The following is a 16,543-nucleotide window of genomic DNA, read 5'->3' on the forward strand; positions in this document are numbered from 1 at the left end:
AAATCCCCATCTTTCCATCGCCTCTCGAAAGACGAGATTTCGATAATTTATATTTATATTTATTGCATAAAACTTCCATCAGGAGCACGGCTCCGCAAGGACAACCATCTACGCAATTCTCTTCAAACTACACCATCATGGCTATCGAAGAAACCAACAAGCTCGCCGCCGGAGCGCCTAAACCGGCTGCCGGAGCGCAGGAGAGCAACGTCGGCAACGGCGATATGGCCCACCTCATCGGCAACATGGGCATTCTCATCGACTCGACCATCGAGACCGTTCAGGGAATGCTGAGCAACGTCAGCACCGCCACCGGCCAGATCGTCGAAGGGGTCACCGCCACGGTCAACTCCGACGCGGTCAAGGGCATCATCAATAACGTCAGCACCGCCACCGGTCAGATTATCGAAGGGGTTTCGACGACCATCAATTCCGATCAGGTCAAGGGGATCATCGACAACGTCAATTCGGTCTCGGGCCAGCTCATCGAAGGCGTGACCAACACCCTGAAATCGGAAACCATCCAGAACTCGTTCAACGAGCTTGGCAAATTCTGGACGGGTATGATCTCGAACCTGAACTCGACGGTCAACACCGATCAGGTGAAGAACCTGTTCGACAACGTCAGCTCGGGCATCAACCAGCTTGCGGGCAGCATCTTTTCGCAGGGCATGCCCCCCGTCTTCATGGGCGGCGGCGAAGAGAAGAGAAAACTGGTGCAGCAGATTCCCATGGTGCGCTCTTCGGAAGCCAAACCGGCGCCCCAGCCAGCCCCGGAAAGCGAGCCGAAAGCGTAATCGCAGGCTTTCGATTTTACAACAGGGCGGGTTTCAACCTCGCCCTGTTTTTTTTAGCCCAGCGCGGGAGAAGAGAATTGAATGGATCGGTCGGATCAGTCACCCGCCTTCGCCTGAACTCCGGTGTGGCCGAAACCGCCCTCGCCTCTCGCCGTGCCGGAAAGCTCTTCGACCTCCTCGAACACCACGTGATCGACCTTCGCCACCACCATTTGCGCAATGCGGTCGCCGTGGTTGACCGTAAACGGCTCTCGCCCGTGATTGATGAGAATGACGCCAACTTCGCCGCGATAGTCGGCGTCGATGGTCGCGGGCGAGTTGGGCAGCGAAATGAGGTGGCGCAGCGCCAGCCCGCTCCTCGGGCGAAGCTGCGCCTCGTGCCCCTCGGGCAGCTCGATGGCGATGCCGGTCGGAATGAGCGCCGACGCGGCGGGCGCGACGGTCACGGGCGCGTCGAGACACGCCGAAACATCCATTCCGGCGGCATGGGCGGTGGCATAGACCGGCAGGATCGCCTTTTGATTGAGTCGAACTATTTTTACCTTGATCATCGAATAGTGCTGAAGTTGCTTGAAAGAGTTGGCGGCCTGAAAAACGTGTCGCCCAATATATGAAATCATGACCTTGACCGCACCCACTCAACCGGTTTACGCCCTCGCTTTCGGCGCTCATCCCGACGATGTCGAACTTGCCTGCGGGGCGACGCTGCTGAAAATCATGGATGAAGGTCAGCGGGTGGCCGTCTGCGACCTGACCGGCGGCGAAATGGGTACGCTCGGCACCGCCGAAACCCGCCGCATGGAGGCCGCGCTCGCCACCGAACGCATGGGCTACGCGGCGCGGGAGCAGCTCGATCTCGGCGATTCGGAGCTATTCTATACCAAAGAGAACTTGCGCGAAGTGATCCGCATCGTCCGCAAATACCAGCCCGAAACGGTCATCTGCAACCCGCCGGACGAGCGCCATCCCGACCACATGAAAGCCTCGCGCCTCGTTTATGACGCCTGCTACTACGCCGGTCTGCGCAAGATCGAGACCTTCGACGGAGACCTGCCGCAAGCCGCGCACCGTCCGCGCCACCTGCTCTACTACATCCAGTTCAAACAGCTCGACCCCGACATCATCGTGGATGTTTCGGCGACCTTCGAGCGTTCGAGAGGCGGCGTCGAGGCGTTCGGCACACAGTTCCACCGCAAGGAGAACAGCGACGAGCCGGAGACCATGATTAACCGCAAGGAGTTCCTGCCGGGCCTCGAAGCCCGCGCCAGAGCGCTCGGCGAGCAGATCGGCGCGATGTACGGCGAGGGCTTCCTGCTCCCGACGGCGCTTGGCGTGGAACGCTTCACCAGCGTCTTCCCGGCCCGCGCCTGAAGGCTTACCGCTCAATCGGAATCACCAGAAAAATTCGCCATGCGCAAATCTCTCTTCGCCATCACCGCCTTGCTGCTCGTGACGCTGTTCGCAGGCTGCGGCCAGAAATCGCAGAAATCCCGGCCCGACACCATCGTCATCGCCGTCAACGCCGACTTCGACCACCTCAACCCGCTGCTCATCCAGATGTCGCTCGCCCGCGAAGTGTGCACGATGATCTATCCCTCGCTCGTCCGGCCGTCGTTCGACGAGAAGAGCGGCGCAATTTCGTACCAGCCAAACGCCGCCGAAAGCTGGGAATTTACGCCGGACGGACGGAGCGTCACCTTCCACCTGAAACGCGATGCAGTCTGGGAAGATGGCAAGCCGCTCACCTCGAAGGATTTCAGCTTTTCGTACCGCCTCTACGCCGACCCGGCGGTGGCGAGCAGCCGGCAGGACTATCTCAACGACCTGTTGCTCAAGCCCGACGGCTCCGTCGATTTCGACCACGCCGTCGAGACGCCGGACAGCAAAACGCTGGTGCTGCATTTCAACAAGCCGATGTCGGAGAGCATCGCGCTCGACCACTTCAACGACCTGATGCCGGTCGCCGAACACATCTTCCGCCCGATCCCCGCCGCCGAGATTCGCCAACGGGCGGCCACCCTGCCGGTCATGGGCACCGGCCCCTTCAGGCTCAAGGAGTGGCAGCGCCAGTCGAAGGTGACGCTCGCCTCAAGCCCAACCTCGGTGCTGCCGCATCCGGCGGCGACGCCTTCCGTGACCTTCATGGTGGTGCCGGAGTACACGACGCGCCTGGCGATGCTCAAGTCCGGACAGATCGACGCGCTGATTTCGGCGGGCGGCATCAATCCGAAAGACGCCGCGGAGATGGCGAAGAGCAACCCAGACATTGCGATCATCCCGGTGGCCGACCGCTATTTCGACAGCGTCGTGTGGCTGAACATCGACGGCGAGGCGTGGCGCAACGGCAAGAAGATCGCGCCGAACCGCCTCTTCGGCGACCGGCGCGTGCGACAGGCGATGACCCTCGCCATCGACCGGCAGGCGATCATCGACGGCTTCATGGGGCCGGAGCACGCCACCATCGTCAACACCACGCTCTCGCCCGCCTACACCTCGATCATCGACCAGTCGCTGCCCGCTTATGCGTTTGACCCCGACAAGGCGCTCGCCCTGCTCAAAGAGGCTGGCTGGACGCCGGGGCCGGACGGCATTTTGCAGAAAAACGGCCTGCGATTTTCGTTCGAACTCGCCGCGCCCACCGGCAATCCGAGACGCAACTACGCCGCCACCATCATCCAGCAGAACCTCCGCGAAATCGGCATCGACTGCAAGCTGAAGTTCGACGAAGCGCTCATGTTCAACAAAAACCAGAACGAGTACCGCTACGACGCCGCCCTCTCCGGCCTGGCCGCCGAAACGCTGCCCTTCCAGCTCGTCATCTGGGGATCGGATTTCGAGAAAAAACCCTTCAACTCCAGCGCATTCCAGAACGCCCGATTGGACAAAGTGGTCTCACAACTGACCGGCCCGCTGCCGAAAACGGAGCAACTCAAGCTCTGGAAAGAGTACCAGCAGATTCTCGCCAATGAACAGCCGCGAACCTTTCTGTACTACTACGACGAACTGGAGGGATTCAACAAACGGGTCGAAAACGTCCGCCTGAGCCTGCTGGCGACGTTGGGGAATATGTATGACTGGAAGGTGGGGAAGAATTGAGGGCGCCGCTAAAAACTGATTGCGCATTCCGGTTTCTGCGCTACGGGCGAACCTGCCTGGCCACCCGTAGCGCGTTTATGTCCGTTCATCGCTCAATATCTCTTTTCTTCTCTTCATATTCATCCTTTTCTATTTCGCCTCTTGCATAACGCTCCTTCAGTATCGTCAACGGATCACGGACTTCGGGTCGGGAATCGTTTCCTCCGGGAAAAAAACGACCGTCAAAAAAATTTCTGTTGAAAATCATGGCAAGCAATGCCAGTACAATGAGCAATGGAATCCACATCATGATCAACCTCCTTTCATCTTGCGCTGCATGTCAAAACATCCCCTTGAGTTCTTGTTCCATAGCCTGACACAGGCGACGTAACGGCCGCCGCGCCGGTGTGTTACCGGATATCTTCCTTCATCTGCTCGTATTGTTGTTTATCGATCTCCCCTTTTGCATAGCGTTCATCAAGAATCTGCATCGCCGGAGATGAGGCGAGTTCACGCCTTGCCTTTCCGGCGAGCACTCCACGATTGATCAATACCACCACCAGAAAGATGATGATGACCAAGAGCACCAAAACAGCGGCCCACAACATAGGGCATACCCCACCAGCGCCCCAGGCGCCACCCAGCCCCCAGTTATTATAATACAGCCATGCCATTGACACGACACGAACGGCGCCGCCGCCTACCACAATGAACCCCTGTATCCTGTCAGCTCTCCCCATACCTCCACGACGTCATTGCCTTCGTGCCTGAGGGCGTTGGCGAATAATGGTTCGTAACTGTTGTGAAGCTGCCTCAATCTCATAAACTGACCGGCGCAGTCCGAATCGGCAAATCTGTACCTGAGACCGACTCCTGGATCGCCTTCAACCTGGATATCGATCAAACCCTGCTGATGGCCATATTGCGACCATGCCATCTTGCTCAATGCCTCGAAGTCATTCATTGCTCAATGCATCTTGTCAATAAGAATTTTACACGCGGAAATTAGCTGAACGTGATCACATATAACAGACGAGCGCGAGATTGAGCAATCCTGAAAGCATCGATTTTCGCTTCGAGGTCAGCAACAAGCGAATCTGTTCAACCGGCTGATCCAGGATTTTCGATATCGCCTGATGTTTCAGCTTGCAGACCTCCGCCAGCAAAACAGCAAACCGGCCATCGATTTCCTGTTTGATTTTTCCAGACTCCGCGCTTTCTTCGTTTTCGAAATCCTGATGCGACACCAAAAAGGTCATACCGAAACACAGGTGCTCGTAAAACACTTTTCTGAATGTTTTAAACAACTGCACTTCAGTGGTTTCAGAGTCCACCAGTTGATAGGTTTTAAAAACAAGATTGTTTGTTTTTCTCAATGAACCAGTCATCCAGTACGCAACGGTGTACATTTGATCCAGCAAGTCAAGAGGGTCTCTACTGTTATCAGGCATAGCATGTCCTTTGGCAATTGATAAAATCATCCCTGGGCGATACGCAATATTTGCGCGCCGCACAAAGATTCACAGGCTAAATGAAGTCTGAGGGTACTACCAAGTACTACGGGTTACTACACTTGGTGATTGCAGTAGTAATCAGCGAGATAAGAAAAAAAGGGGGGGGAAAACGATGCTATACTATACAGTCACGATTCAATAATAAACGTGGCTTTAATTTTAAAAGTTCGCCAGGGAGAGAAATTTCTCATAATTTTCATCAAAAACCTCCGGAGTGACGGCTCTTTGCGTGGGGAAGGCCGAGAACCGGTGACTTTTCCGGCTTCAGATACTACGAAACGAACTGAAGACAAGTTCGTCAGCATGGCGCTGACGTCGCGCATTGCTGTAAAAAAATACAACCTTGATCGGACAACCTGAATCAGGACGCGGTATCTGTCAGTGTGTCATGTCCTGATAGAAAACCACGGCATCCGCGACATTGTTCTCTATGTCGCAATCTTCGTCCTGCCTGTAGGGCGCTCCGTCCTGCCTGATGACGCGCAGGGTGAAGAGGCGTTTGGCATTGCCTTGCACAGTGGCCGAAGACCAGCCTCCAAAGTCCGGAATCTGATAAACGGCATTGACCTGTATCGAATCGCCTGCCTTGAGATCGTTGAACGACCGTGAAATGAGTATGTCCGAAACGCCGGTTTTGGCGTAGGAATACTGTGGAGCATAGCTCAGATTCATGATCAGCTCAGCCACGGAGGCTGTCTTGCAATGAGCTTTGCCCGCATTTGTCACCGTGCCGGTAATGGTTACCCTGCCGGTGTCACTTTTCGTGACGGTGAGATTGGCTGTAAGGTCGGCGCAGAGCTTGACCTTCGGGTACTGATAAATCTTCAGCGGTGCTTTGTTTTGAAGCGGCTCATACATGAGCCGAGCCTGTGCCGCGCCGTTAAACGTGAACAGGGCGATGCCGCACGACAGTACCGATACGAAAAGTCTGGATGGCTTCATGACTCGTCTCCGAGGCTGAATTGAGTGAGTGCTTTCCTCAAGGTATCGATTTTCAATGAATTAACCCGGCCCGCTTAAGCGCTGACGCGCTCTTCAGCGACACAAAACAGCGCTCGCGCAACCGGCGGGAGGTGCGGTAGATTTTTCGCCAGATCGAGATTTTTTCACCAGATCGGTCAGATCCGACTGATTGGACTTATCGCAAAAGAGGTACGTGCAGGCACAAAAAAAAGGCAAGCCCTCGTACTGACGGACCTGCCTTATTTGTCGCTTTCGTGGAGATGGCGGGACTTGAACCCGCGTCCAGAACACTGCTTGATGCAGTCACCACACTCATCTCTGGTAATTAAGTTTTCGTGGTACGATTACACCGCCAGCAGCGTTCGTCCCCTTATCCCTCACAAATATTCATACGCCCCAGTGGGCCTGAACGTATGAAGCTTACTTGCGCGAACCCGTAGGCTCAAGCGCGGGTTATGCCATCCAGCGCCTTCAGAGTAAGCGCATTCACCGCTGGACGATGGCGTCTGTGTTAACTTTTGTTAATCAGGCAGCCATTGCATACGAATAATCGTCTGCATCTATTTGGTACATAGACTTCTTTAACGAGTCCGTCCATGCTGAAACTCGGAGTGCAACGACATCTCACACCTATCCTGTCGATAGCCTGTCATCCCCAGTAAGTCAAAGAACAATTGTGATCAGGAGTAGATACCACTTTCTCCCGACATTGACAACATCCCTGCCGGCAGAACAGTTCCGGGAAGCATGGTTTTGATTTCGAATGAACGATTGAAGCAGAAATATGTCAAGTGAGCTGTTTGGCGCATCGAAATCGAAAGATCAGTTCATTCCCGGAAGCTCCGGTGAATTGGCGACATAGCAGTACTCGCCGCCTTTGGAGCGCACGGTGCGGCTCCACATCCGTTCGTATTCGTCGGTGAATATCAGCTCGCTCGATGCGTCGGCGGTGTACCACGCCCCCTCTTCGAACTCCTCTTCGAGCTGCCCCGCGCTCCATCCGGCATAGCCGAGAAAGAAGCGGACTTCGGACGGCTTGATGACGCCGGTGTTGATGAGGTAGCTGAGCTGCTCCTTGTCGCCGCCCCAGAAAAGGCCGGCAACCACCTCGACGGCGGCATCGACCACGTCGCCCCGCGTGTGCAGGAAATGCACCGTATCGACCTGCACCGGCCCGCCCATATGCAGCGGCTCGTCGATTTCGTCGAATCCGCTGATGGCTTCGCACACCTTGAACTCCATCGGCTTGTTCAGAATGAAACCGATCGACCCCTCATCGTTGTGCTCGCATATGAGCAGCACCGTCCGCTTGAAATTGGACTCAAGGAGATTTGCCGAGGCCAGCAGGAGCTTGCCCGACTTGAGTATTTCAAATTCGTTTGTCATGTGTCACGTTTTTTGCTGCAACCATTCGAGAACTTCGGCGGCGTGCGTTTCGGGTTTGACTTTGGGCCACACCTTCTCGATATTGCCCTCTTCGTCGATCAGATAGGTGACCCGGTTCGTGCCCATGTACTCCTTGCCCATGAACTTTTTGAGTCCCCAGACTCCATAGGCTTCGACGATTTTTTTCTCGTCATCGACCAGAAGCGTGAAGGGCAGCTCATACTTGTCGGCGAATTTTCGGTGGGCTTTCTGCCCATCGACGCTCACGCCAAGCACTACGGCATCTATCTCTTTAAAATTAGGAAAATTGTCACGAAAAGCGCAAGCCTCCCTGGTGCAACCTGACGTATCGTCCTTGGGATAGAAGTAGAGCACGACCCTCTTTCCGAGATAATCACGGAGGGAAACCTCCTTGCCATCCTGGTCTCTGGCGGTAAACTCCGGAGCTTTCTGGCCTGCCTGCAATAGTGCCATGAGTGGTAATTTATAATTACATTTTCATTGAGTTTTCAGCATCCGGAACTCATATCCGCCCGCAAAAAGTTTCCGGGATTTGTCATTGCGCCAGAGCGGGAATGCGCATCTTCAGAAATTATTTGAGCACAGCCCCCGTTTTTTTCGCATGAAACCGATCGGCGGCATTGCGCCTCCATTTTGAAACGAAACCGATACCAAGTATTTCCGGTATGAAGCCTTTTGCTTTTTGTCCGCATTGCACCACCCCTTTGAATGAAACGTTCATCGATGGCCGCGACCGGATGAGCTGTCCGCTGTGCGGATGGGTGCACTACGTCAATCCCCTGCCGGTCGCCGTCGCCCTGACGGTCAACCGGAACAACGAGCTGCTCGTCATCCGGCGGGCGCATGAACCGGCCTTCAACGAGTGGGCGTTGCCCGGCGGGTTTCTCGAAGCGGGCGAGCGGCCCGAAGAGGGGTGCCTGCGGGAGCTGTTCGAGGAGACCTCGCTGGAGGGCGAAATCGATCGGCTCATCGGAGTATGGCATCTCGAATCGGAGCTGTACGGCTCGCTGATGGCGGTAGCCTACCGCGTCGTCGCGGCGCACGAGCGCATCTCGATCAACCACGAGGTGTTCGAGGCGGGCTTCTACAGCCCTGGCAACATGCCGCCGGTGCGGATTCCGCTGCATCGCCAGATCATTGAAGCGAGCCGCTGGCCGGAGCGCGACCTGTCGCTTACGCTGTGACGGCTGGCGGCTGCGGAACCACCGCGCCCTGAAGCTGATAGGCCTTGAGCTCGAAGCAGGGCAGCACGGCGAAAACATGGTCGAAAATATCCGACTGCACCCCTTCGTATTCCGCCCAATCCTTCGTTTTGGTGAAGCAGTAAATTTCGCACGGCAAGCCGAAGGCGTCCGGTTGCAGATAACGGATGATGATCGTCATGCCGGTATTGATTCTGGCCAGGCTGTGAACGTAGGCCTGAAGATAGGCGCGAAAAGTGCCGAGGTTGGTGAGGCGGCGGCCATTGACCGGCGAGCGTTCATCGACTCCCACCGCCCGGTTGTAGCTGGCGATCTCATCGAGGCGCTCCCGCAGGTAGGGCTTCAGGAGCTGGACGCTCTCGATTTTTTTCATGAGTTCTCCGTCGAGGAACCGGATGCTCTGCATGTCGATGTTGAATGAGCGCTTGATGCGCCGCCCTCCGGACTCCTGCATTCCCCGCCAGTTCTTGAACCCCTCCGAAATGAGCGTGTAGGCCGGCAGCACCACGATGGTCTTGTCGAAATTCTGCACCGAGACGGTCACCAGCGAAATATCGATCACGTCGCCATCCGCGCCGTATTTGGGCATCGTGATCCAGTCGCCAATGCGCACCAGGTCGTTGGTCGAAAGCTGGATGCCCGCCACCAGGCCGAGGATCGAGTCCTTGAAAATAAGCAACAGCACCGCCGTAAACGCGCCGATACCGCTGATGAACACCACGGGCGACTGCCCCATGAGCCGCGAAATGACGACCACCACGCCGATCGAGAGCACAACCGTCTTGAACACCTGGATGATGCTTTTGATCGGGAGCTTTTTGCCGACCGGATGGCCCGAATAGAACTGGTAGAGAACATCGAGCACGGAGAGCGCCAAGAGAATGACCACGACGGCGAAGTAAATCACGAGGCTGTCGTTGACCAGCGGCGTCGCGGCGGGGTAGAACTTCAGAACCGGCGCGGCCATCCGGTAGGCCAGCAGCGGCGGCACGAGCCGGGCGATCCAGTCGAACACGCCATGGCTGACCATGAGGTCGTCGAGGTTGGTTGCCGTCCGGCTGGCGAACCGGTGGATGAACCGCAGCAGCACCTTTTTGGTGATGACCTCGACGGCGGCGATGAGCAGTACGGCGGCGAGCACGGCAAGCAGCGTGGCCAGCGGCATGGCGATAGCGTGGTCGATTTTGAAGGATTCGATGTAGCGAAGAAGAGAGTCGAGCATGACGGCAGGATTGGAGATTAGCGGTTCAGGTGGAGGCGCGTTCTTGCATAGCCTGTAGGGTTATGTACAAAAAAATCGCGGACTATCCGAAAAAGTGACCCGCGCCCGGCGCGTCAGGCTCCGGCGGCGGGCAGCGTGACGGTGAAGGTCGAGCCGCGATTGATCCGGGAGCGCACCTCAACCTTGCCCCGGTGCGCGAGCACGATGTGCTTGACGATCGACAGGCCGAGGCCCGTGCCGCCAAGCTCGCGCGAACGCGCCTTGTCCACGCGGTAGAAGCGCTCGAAAATCCGGTCGAGATCGGCCTGCGATATGCCGATGCCGTTGTCCGAAACCTCGATGCTGACACTATCGCCGCTCGCGTAGGCGCTGACCCTGACGCGGCCCCGGTTTTCATCGACATATTTGATGGCGTTGTCGATGAGGTTGCGCATGACAATGTCGAAGTAGCTCCTGTCGGCCAGAACCGGTGGCAAGCCGTCGGGCGCGATCAGCTCGATAGCGACACCTTTGCGCGACGCGGCGCGCTCGAACAGCGCCACCGTTTTTTCGAGCTGCGGCTTCACCTCGACAGCCTCGAAGGTATAGACGATTTTGCCCGACTCGATGCGCGACAGGTCGAGCACGTCGTTGACCAGCGTCGTGAGCTGCTCGCTCTCCTGAAGGATGATGTTCAGGAACGCCGTGGCGTTTTCGGGATCGTTGATCGCCCCTTCGAGCAGGGTTTCGGTATAGCCTCTGATGCTCGCCAGCGGGGTGCGCAGCTCGTGCGACACGCTGGAGACGAAGTCGCGGCGGGTGCGCTCCAGATTGCGCAGACGGGTCACGTCGTTGATAACCAGCACCGTGCCGTCGAACTGCGAGCCTTTCATGACCGGCACGGCGGTCACCTTGAGCGTACGCTTCCCTTTCGAGGTCATGGCCGTCAGCTCTTCGTTGAAGATGCCGCTCTGCCGTCGGCGTACCCGCTCGAACAGCTCGCGCATCGCCGCGTCCTCGATATGGGTCACGGGAATCGAGCGCTTGCGGGCGGCCTCGATCATGAAGAGCCGCGACGCGGCGGGGTTGGCCAGCACGATCTCGCCCGACGCGTTGGTGACGACAATCGCCTCGCGAATGCTCGACAGCACCTCGCGCAGCCACTCCTCCTTGCGGGTCAGCCGCACGATCTCTTCGGAAAGGTAGTTGAACGCCCGCGCCAGACGCCCGATCTCGTCGTCATGCCTGACCGGAATCTTCACCTCCGTCTCGCCGTGCAGGAAGCGGTCGGCGGCGCTGGCGATGCGGACGAGCGGGCGGGAGAGAAACATCGCCGAGAGCGCGCCCGCCGTCAACGCGAGCAGGAGCGCCCAATAGAGGCCGCCCTCGATGCCCCGGTCGATCTGCGCCTCGACGGCGGCGATGTCGTGCAACGGCTTGGCGAGCCGGATCGCCGCCCAGGGCGCGGGCTGGCCGACCGGCATCGCCATGTAGAGCATGTTCTCGCGGATGGAGACGCTGAAGCGCGTCGCCTCGCCGAGTCCGCCCGAGAGCGCTGCCCTGACCTCCTCGCGGTTAGCGTGATTTTCGAGCGATGGCAGCTTCGCCACCGGAACGTAGGAATCGCCGATGACCTTGCCATCGGGGCCGATCAGCGTGACGCGAACATCGAGCGTCTTGCCGATCCGGTCGGCCCACTCGTCGGGGAGCGCCGGATCCGTCCACCCCGGCGGGCGGCTCTCCAGCATTCCGGCGGTGAGGCGAAGGTCGTGCAGAAGGCTGGTGCGAACATTCTGTAAAACCACCTTGCGGAGCTGACGCCCCTGATAGACATAGCTGAAGGCAAGCGAAAAAAAAATGATCAGCCCGAAAACCAGACCGAGTCTGAATGAGAGCTTAGCCTTCACCGGACTCCTCGCCGTTTTCGTCGAACTTGTAGCCAAGGCCGCGCACGGTTTTGATGAAGCGTCCGGAGTCGCCGAGTTTTTCGCGGAGGCGGGTGACGTGCGTGTCGATGGTGCGGGTGTTGATGCTCTTGTCCACATCCCAAACGTCGCTCAGGAGCACCTCGCGCGTCTGCGCCTGCCCCTTGCGTTTCAGGAGAAGCGTCAGCAGCTTGAACTCCATGAGGGTCAGCACCAGCGGGCGTCCGTCGAGCGTGGCGGCGTGGCGGCCGATGTCGATTTCGATGCCTCCCGAACGGAGCACCTCCTGCACGTTGCTGCGGTTGCGCCGGTCGCGCTTGAGGATGGCGCGGATTCTGAGATTCAGCTCGCGGGGGCTGAAGGGCTTGACCACGTAGTCGTCGATGCCAAGCTCGAAGCCGAACACCTTGTCGATCTCCTCCCCCTTGGCCGTCAGCATCACGATGGGCAGGTCGCTGTACTGCACATCCTGGCGAATCCGGCGGCACACCTCGAAGCCGTCGATGCCGGGCAGCATGATATCGAGCAGCACCAGACTGACGGCATGACGTTTCAGCTCTTCGAGCGCCTCCTCGCCGGTGGCCGCGTGAACGCAGGCGTAGCCAGCCTTTTCGAGGTTGTACTTCAACAGTCCGGCAAGGTTCCGGTCATCTTCGACGATCAGTATGGAGGTTTCAGCCATGCTTGTTCAATTGTGTTCATTTCAGGCGATTTTCCAGCAGGCCGCACGATGGCCCGGTTCATATTCGAGAAGGGGCGGCTGCTCCTTGCGGCAATGGTCGTCCGACAGCGGGCAGCGTCCGGCGAAGCGGCATCCATCCGGCAGGCGCGTGGCGCTCGGCACGTTGCCCTCGATCACGTTCAGCCGCTCCTTTTTGGCGCCGAGGCGGGGAATCGACTTGAGCAGCCCCTGCGTGTAGGGGTGGAGCGGGTTGTCGAAAATGTGCCGCACCGCGCCGCTCTCGGCGATCCGCGAGGCGTACATCACGACCACCTCCTCGCACAGCTCGGCCACGACGCCGAAGTCGTGGGTGATGAGCATCACGCTCATGCCGCGCTCCTGGCGCAGCCTGCCGATGAGTTCGAGAATCTGCGCCTGCACGGTCACATCGAGCGCCGTGGTCGGCTCATCGGCGATGAGCAGCTCCGGGCCGCAGGAGAGCGCCATCGCGATCATCACTCGCTGGCGCATTCCACCCGACAGCTCGTGGGGATAGGAGGAGATGCGCTCCGACGGATTCGGAATGCCGACAAGGTTCAGCAGCTCCACCGCCTGCCGCCGCGCTTCCGACTTGCTGACATCGCGGTGGTTGAGGATCTGCTCCATGATCTGGTCGCCGCAGGTGAAGACCGGATTGAGCGAGCTCATCGGCTCCTGAAAAATCATGGCGATCTCGTTGCCCCGAATCTTGCGCATCTCGGCTTCGCTTGCCTTGACGATACTGCGCCCCTTCCAAAGAATGTCGCCCCCGGCGAAGTAGCCCGGCGGCATCGGCACGAGCCGCATGATCGAGAGCGCCGTCACCGACTTGCCGCACCCCGACTCGCCAACGATGCCGATGATGCGGTTCGGCTCGAGCGAAAAGCTGACGCCATCGACAGCCTTGGCGATACCGTTGTCGGTTCGGTACCAGGTTTTCAGATCCTTGAGTTCGAGAATATGCTCCATAATCTGATTGCGCAGCGCCAGTCCGTAGGTGACGCTCTTGACTTTTACGAGATTGAATGTACGACAGACGACAACGTTAATGCAGACCCGGCAGGCCCGCCAGCCAGTAATTTGCACAAATTTCACAAAGTATGGGGGGAGAAAGTTTGAGTTGGGAGGATTGGGGGTGAGGCTCAGATCCTGTGATGGCGAGGAGTGGAGGAACTTGGCAATCCGGCGGATGATACCCGACTCACGAATCACTAAGCGTAAAATCTTGGTTTAATATCGATTTTGTAAGAATGTTTGGCAGCAATACTTAGATGTTATTACCTATCCGTCCACTGAAACATCTTGTTGTGCTTTTTCTTTTTCTCTGAGTCTGGTCTCCAAAGCGTTAATCAGTGATTCAATAATAAGTTTGTCTTGAACGTTTGTTGCTTCCTTGGGATTCAGTGAGACCTGTTTTGCGACCATATATTTTATATCTTTCTCTATGGAATCATCCCAAGGCTTCCCATGAGCATCGAATACATCCTTTAGACGCTCTGACCACTTTTTCTTTCCTCTAAACTTCGGGATTGATAAATTGATATGATACTTATTCTCAATTGATGCCTTATAAATATCTACAGCAAATAAATCCTCAATTTCACTTTCGTTTCGTCCACAAGCTTTTGCGAGATTAATCTGACCATCTTCAAGCAAGCCACTTTCTTTTGCTTTTTTATAAGATTCCCTTCCACACCGATCATCATCAACGAACACATGATATAAACATATTGCATCGCGAAGTAAACTAATTTTGTAAGATAAATTAGTACCTCCGTTTAATGAGTCAAAAGCAAGCGATCCATTTTCAATAGCTTTTGACAAATACTCAGAATATCCTTGAATAATTGCTTTTAAGCTAATAATATCATCTTCACCTTCGACAACCAGCACCATCTCTGCATTTCTCAAATTATCAGAAGCACGAACACCAAGTATTTTTCTTATTTCTTCAACATTTTTTGCGGGTTTAGCTTTACGGTCATTAACAATAATATTATTTGATATGGCTCGTCTATCAACAAAAAGAGGATTATGAGATGTGATTATAATTTGATGTTTTTCGCTCAGCTTATCAATAACTTCTTTTAACTCATGAATTGCATTGGGATGAAGATGGGATTCTGGTTCTTCTATGGCAATGACGAACTTCTTACCACCAGATGTTCTATCTGATGCATGACGTATAATTCCTAATGCCGCTAAACTTTGCACTCCATCACCTTTATACTGCAATGGTGTCATAGTTCCATCATCAACCAACACTTCAGTGCCTCTTCGAAATGCCTGCATTCTTTCTGCTTGAGGTAATTCAATTTTGACTTTTTTAACTTGGGGTAAAAATTTTTTTAAAGTTTGGTAAATACTAACTGACAAGGTTTCGAGAATAGGTTTTTGTAATTCTTCAATCTTTTTCAGTGCATTTTGATAATCTGGATGATCTTCAATACCTAATAATTCACGATTAACAAGGTCTGATACTATATCTTGTGCGGATTGGGCTGTTCTAACGGCAGGAATATGTTCAAACTCAATCCGACTAGAAACAAAATCAGCAATTTTAGGTGATTTCTTGGATAATGAAGCTGAACCCTTTCCCTTCTTATGATACGAAACGGTCACTCCATTTTTTCCAATTCCTATTTTAATAGGTAGATTGCCAGTGATTCTACTATTTACCTCTTGATAAAACTCATCGTACTCTTTGTCTTCCAGCGTAAACTCTAAAATTATCTCAGTCTCCCCATTAGGATACTTTTTTTGAAGATTAATAGGATAATCCTTTTCCCAATTATAACCACGAGCACTATTAATTGTTCGATAACGCCGACCAAGCATAAATCTTTGTCGATCTCTTGTAAGAATTGTCATGGCTAATACCAAACCACGAAGAATATTCGATTTACCTTCATTATTTGGGCCAATCAAAACGGTTGATCGTCCCAAACGAATTCGTTTAGCGGAAGAAATGCTTCTATATTGAGATACCGAAATTGCGTGTAATTTCATCTAATCTTCTTCGTCTTATTATATTTATTCTGATTTATCATTTCCAGAATCATGCCTAGCTTCAACCGGCACTATCTCTTCAATGAGAGTTTCTGGCGCAATATCCTGTTCGTGCGGCCAAGTGACAGCGCCGAAAAGAATACCTACCTGATTGAAATAATGTTCATCCCTAAGTTCCCGGAAAACTCCGCGATCAAGGTATGGCTTCATATCAAAAACACCCTGACGCCCATCTTCGATTTCAACATAAATGCGATAATCCGATAACGGCTTGACAACTTTTACTTCCGCAGCTAATCGATGCTGCGCCATTTGCTCATCGGCATCGGGCACCCGTTTCAGTTCGCCCGCCTCGAAGGCTTCAAGGATTTCCCGTTCTTCTGTTTCAAGTTCACTCATGAGCAGTCATCGGATACGGTATAAGATAACCTATAAACCAAGTGTAAATCTAACGAAGGTTATCGGTTATACCAAAGCTTCCAGCGATAACGCCCTGCTTGGCCATGCGGCCATTAGCACACTCTCCTGCTGGTACTCGTAACTCTTCGTCACTACGATTGCTTCCTGAATAAAGGCTGTTTATTATAGCAGTGATTTGAGGCTTTATCATAACTTGCGCGGTAGCAGAATCTGTTTGCGGGCTTCGTTGAACTATAATCACTTCAAAAAAATAGGTTCTTCGCAGAATATCGTGGGTAAGGGCTTCTGCTGTTCCGTCATGATTCGATAGCCATGTTGAGTTTGCCGCAG

General features: G+C 54.9%; 18 protein-coding genes and 1 other RNA gene. 4 read left to right on the plus strand and 15 right to left on the minus strand.

The features are described from left to right. Positions 1 to 137 precede the first annotated feature (137 nt). The gene (csmH, locus tag FGF66_RS07385) at positions 138 to 797 is read left to right on the plus strand and encodes a chlorosome envelope protein H (protein ID WP_139457024.1); all 660 of its coding nucleotides are present in this window, start codon (positions 138 to 140) and stop codon (positions 795 to 797) included. Between the two features lie 95 nt (positions 798 to 892). Here csmH and dut read toward each other — a convergent pair whose 3' ends face one another. Then, on the minus strand, positions 893 to 1,348 hold the full coding sequence (gene dut, locus FGF66_RS07390; protein WP_139457040.1) for a dUTP diphosphatase: 456 nt from the start codon (positions 1,346 to 1,348) through the stop codon (positions 893 to 895). Positions 1,349 to 1,415: 67 nt separating this feature from the next. Between dut and bshB1 the strand changes: the two genes are divergently transcribed. Continuing rightward, positions 1,416 to 2,168 carry a bacillithiol biosynthesis deacetylase BshB1 gene (bshB1, locus tag FGF66_RS07395; protein ID WP_139457025.1) on the plus strand — a complete coding sequence of 251 codons (753 nt, stop codon included), beginning with the start codon at positions 1,416 to 1,418 and terminating at the stop codon, positions 2,166 to 2,168. A gap of 39 nt (positions 2,169 to 2,207) precedes the next feature. After that, the gene (locus tag FGF66_RS07400) at positions 2,208 to 3,893 is read left to right on the plus strand and encodes a peptide-binding protein (protein WP_139457026.1); all 1,686 of its coding nucleotides are present in this window, start codon (positions 2,208 to 2,210) and stop codon (positions 3,891 to 3,893) included. An 85-nt stretch (positions 3,894 to 3,978) separates the two neighbouring features. Here FGF66_RS07400 and FGF66_RS07405 read toward each other — a convergent pair whose 3' ends face one another. The 7 genes from FGF66_RS07405 to bcp form a co-directional block, all read right to left on the minus strand. After that, positions 3,979 to 4,182 carry an SHOCT domain-containing protein gene (locus FGF66_RS07405; protein WP_139457027.1) on the minus strand — a complete coding sequence of 68 codons (204 nt, stop codon included), beginning with the start codon at positions 4,180 to 4,182 and terminating at the stop codon, positions 3,979 to 3,981. Positions 4,183 to 4,282: 100 nt separating this feature from the next. Then, positions 4,283 to 4,546: an SHOCT domain-containing protein gene (locus FGF66_RS07410; protein ID WP_170181266.1), complete on the minus strand. Its 264-nt coding sequence runs from the start codon at positions 4,544 to 4,546 to the stop codon at positions 4,283 to 4,285. Positions 4,547 to 4,891: 345 nt separating this feature from the next. Next, complete coding sequence (locus FGF66_RS07415) at positions 4,892 to 5,353, minus strand: hypothetical protein (protein ID WP_139457029.1); 462 nt, start codon at positions 5,351 to 5,353, stop codon at positions 4,892 to 4,894. A gap of 411 nt (positions 5,354 to 5,764) precedes the next feature. After that, on the minus strand, positions 5,765 to 6,328 hold the full coding sequence (locus FGF66_RS07420; RefSeq protein WP_139457030.1) for a hypothetical protein: 564 nt from the start codon (positions 6,326 to 6,328) through the stop codon (positions 5,765 to 5,767). 273 nt (positions 6,329 to 6,601) lie between these two features. After that, positions 6,602 to 7,006: a transfer-messenger RNA gene (gene ssrA, locus FGF66_RS07425) on the minus strand. A 165-nt stretch (positions 7,007 to 7,171) separates the two neighbouring features. Next, positions 7,172 to 7,735, minus strand: a complete 564-nt coding sequence (locus FGF66_RS07430; RefSeq protein WP_139457031.1) for a YqgE/AlgH family protein — start codon at positions 7,733 to 7,735, stop codon at positions 7,172 to 7,174. Between the two features lie 3 nt (positions 7,736 to 7,738). Further along, entirely contained in the window at positions 7,739 to 8,209 is a 471-nt protein-coding gene (gene bcp, locus FGF66_RS07435; protein WP_139457032.1) for a thioredoxin-dependent thiol peroxidase, read from the minus strand. Between the two features lie 212 nt (positions 8,210 to 8,421). Here bcp and FGF66_RS07440 point away from each other — a divergent pair, with 212 nt between their 5' ends. Further along, positions 8,422 to 8,940 carry an NUDIX hydrolase gene (locus tag FGF66_RS07440; protein ID WP_139457033.1) on the plus strand — a complete coding sequence of 173 codons (519 nt, stop codon included), beginning with the start codon at positions 8,422 to 8,424 and terminating at the stop codon, positions 8,938 to 8,940. On the opposite strand, the gene FGF66_RS07445 is transcribed toward FGF66_RS07440, so the two are convergent. The 7 genes from FGF66_RS07445 to FGF66_RS12810 all read right to left on the minus strand — a co-directional run. Further along, entirely contained in the window at positions 8,930 to 10,180 is a 1,251-nt protein-coding gene (locus tag FGF66_RS07445; protein ID WP_139457034.1) for a mechanosensitive ion channel family protein, read from the minus strand. The genes FGF66_RS07440 and FGF66_RS07445 overlap by 11 nt on opposite strands. A 113-nt stretch (positions 10,181 to 10,293) precedes the next feature. After that, positions 10,294 to 12,066 carry an ATP-binding protein gene (locus tag FGF66_RS07450; RefSeq protein ID WP_139457041.1) on the minus strand — a complete coding sequence of 591 codons (1,773 nt, stop codon included), beginning with the start codon at positions 12,064 to 12,066 and terminating at the stop codon, positions 10,294 to 10,296. After that, entirely contained in the window at positions 12,056 to 12,766 is a 711-nt protein-coding gene (locus FGF66_RS07455) for a response regulator transcription factor (protein ID WP_139457035.1), read from the minus strand. Before FGF66_RS07455 ends, FGF66_RS07450 begins: the two co-directional genes overlap by 11 nt. 21 nt (positions 12,767 to 12,787) lie before the next feature. Next, complete coding sequence (locus FGF66_RS07460) at positions 12,788 to 13,753, minus strand: ABC transporter ATP-binding protein (protein WP_139457042.1); 966 nt, start codon at positions 13,751 to 13,753, stop codon at positions 12,788 to 12,790. A 312-nt stretch (positions 13,754 to 14,065) separates the two neighbouring features. Continuing rightward, on the minus strand, positions 14,066 to 15,793 hold the full coding sequence (locus FGF66_RS07465; RefSeq protein WP_139457036.1) for an ATP-dependent nuclease: 1,728 nt from the start codon (positions 15,791 to 15,793) through the stop codon (positions 14,066 to 14,068). A 24-nt stretch (positions 15,794 to 15,817) separates the two neighbouring features. Further along, positions 15,818 to 16,192, minus strand: a complete 375-nt coding sequence (locus FGF66_RS07470; protein ID WP_246046618.1) for a DUF2442 domain-containing protein — start codon at positions 16,190 to 16,192, stop codon at positions 15,818 to 15,820. 49 nt (positions 16,193 to 16,241) lie between these two features. Further along, positions 16,242 to 16,543: hypothetical protein (locus FGF66_RS12810; protein WP_211341988.1), on the minus strand; the 302-nt coding region annotated here is incomplete at its 5' end.

The organism is Chlorobaculum thiosulfatiphilum, assembly GCF_006265165.1.
GTDB classification, from domain to species: Bacteria; Bacteroidota; Chlorobiia; order Chlorobiales; family Chlorobiaceae; genus Chlorobaculum; species Chlorobaculum thiosulfatiphilum.

Excerpts from the sequence above, each read along its gene's own strand:
- FGF66_RS07465 (WP_139457036.1), bottom strand. The coding sequence starts at position 15,793 with ATGAAATTACACGCAATTTCGGTATCTCAATATAGAAGCATTTCTTCC.
- FGF66_RS07420 (WP_139457030.1), bottom strand. The coding sequence starts at position 6,328 with ATGAAGCCATCCAGACTTTTCGTATCGGTACTGTCGTGCGGCATCGCC.
- csmH (WP_139457024.1), top strand. The coding sequence starts at position 138 with ATGGCTATCGAAGAAACCAACAAGCTCGCCGCCGGAGCGCCTAAACCG.
- FGF66_RS07455 (WP_139457035.1), bottom strand. The coding sequence starts at position 12,766 with ATGGCTGAAACCTCCATACTGATCGTCGAAGATGACCGGAACCTTGCC.
- FGF66_RS07400 (WP_139457026.1), top strand. The coding sequence starts at position 2,208 with ATGCGCAAATCTCTCTTCGCCATCACCGCCTTGCTGCTCGTGACGCTG.
- FGF66_RS07440 (WP_139457033.1), top strand. The coding sequence starts at position 8,422 with ATGAAGCCTTTTGCTTTTTGTCCGCATTGCACCACCCCTTTGAATGAA.
- bcp (WP_139457032.1), bottom strand. The coding sequence starts at position 8,209 with ATGGCACTATTGCAGGCAGGCCAGAAAGCTCCGGAGTTTACCGCCAGA.
- bshB1 (WP_139457025.1), top strand. The coding sequence starts at position 1,416 with ATGACCTTGACCGCACCCACTCAACCGGTTTACGCCCTCGCTTTCGGC.
- FGF66_RS07410 (WP_170181266.1), bottom strand. The coding sequence starts at position 4,546 with ATGGCATGGCTGTATTATAATAACTGGGGGCTGGGTGGCGCCTGGGGC.
- dut (WP_139457040.1), bottom strand. The coding sequence starts at position 1,348 with ATGATCAAGGTAAAAATAGTTCGACTCAATCAAAAGGCGATCCTGCCG.
- FGF66_RS07470 (WP_246046618.1), bottom strand. The coding sequence starts at position 16,192 with ATGAGTGAACTTGAAACAGAAGAACGGGAAATCCTTGAAGCCTTCGAG.
- FGF66_RS07460 (WP_139457042.1), bottom strand. The coding sequence starts at position 13,753 with ATGGAGCATATTCTCGAACTCAAGGATCTGAAAACCTGGTACCGAACC.
- FGF66_RS07445 (WP_139457034.1), bottom strand. The coding sequence starts at position 10,180 with ATGCTCGACTCTCTTCTTCGCTACATCGAATCCTTCAAAATCGACCAC.
- FGF66_RS07405 (WP_139457027.1), bottom strand. The coding sequence starts at position 4,182 with ATGATGTGGATTCCATTGCTCATTGTACTGGCATTGCTTGCCATGATT.
- FGF66_RS07430 (WP_139457031.1), bottom strand. The coding sequence starts at position 7,735 with ATGACAAACGAATTTGAAATACTCAAGTCGGGCAAGCTCCTGCTGGCC.
- FGF66_RS07415 (WP_139457029.1), bottom strand. The coding sequence starts at position 5,353 with ATGATTTTATCAATTGCCAAAGGACATGCTATGCCTGATAACAGTAGA.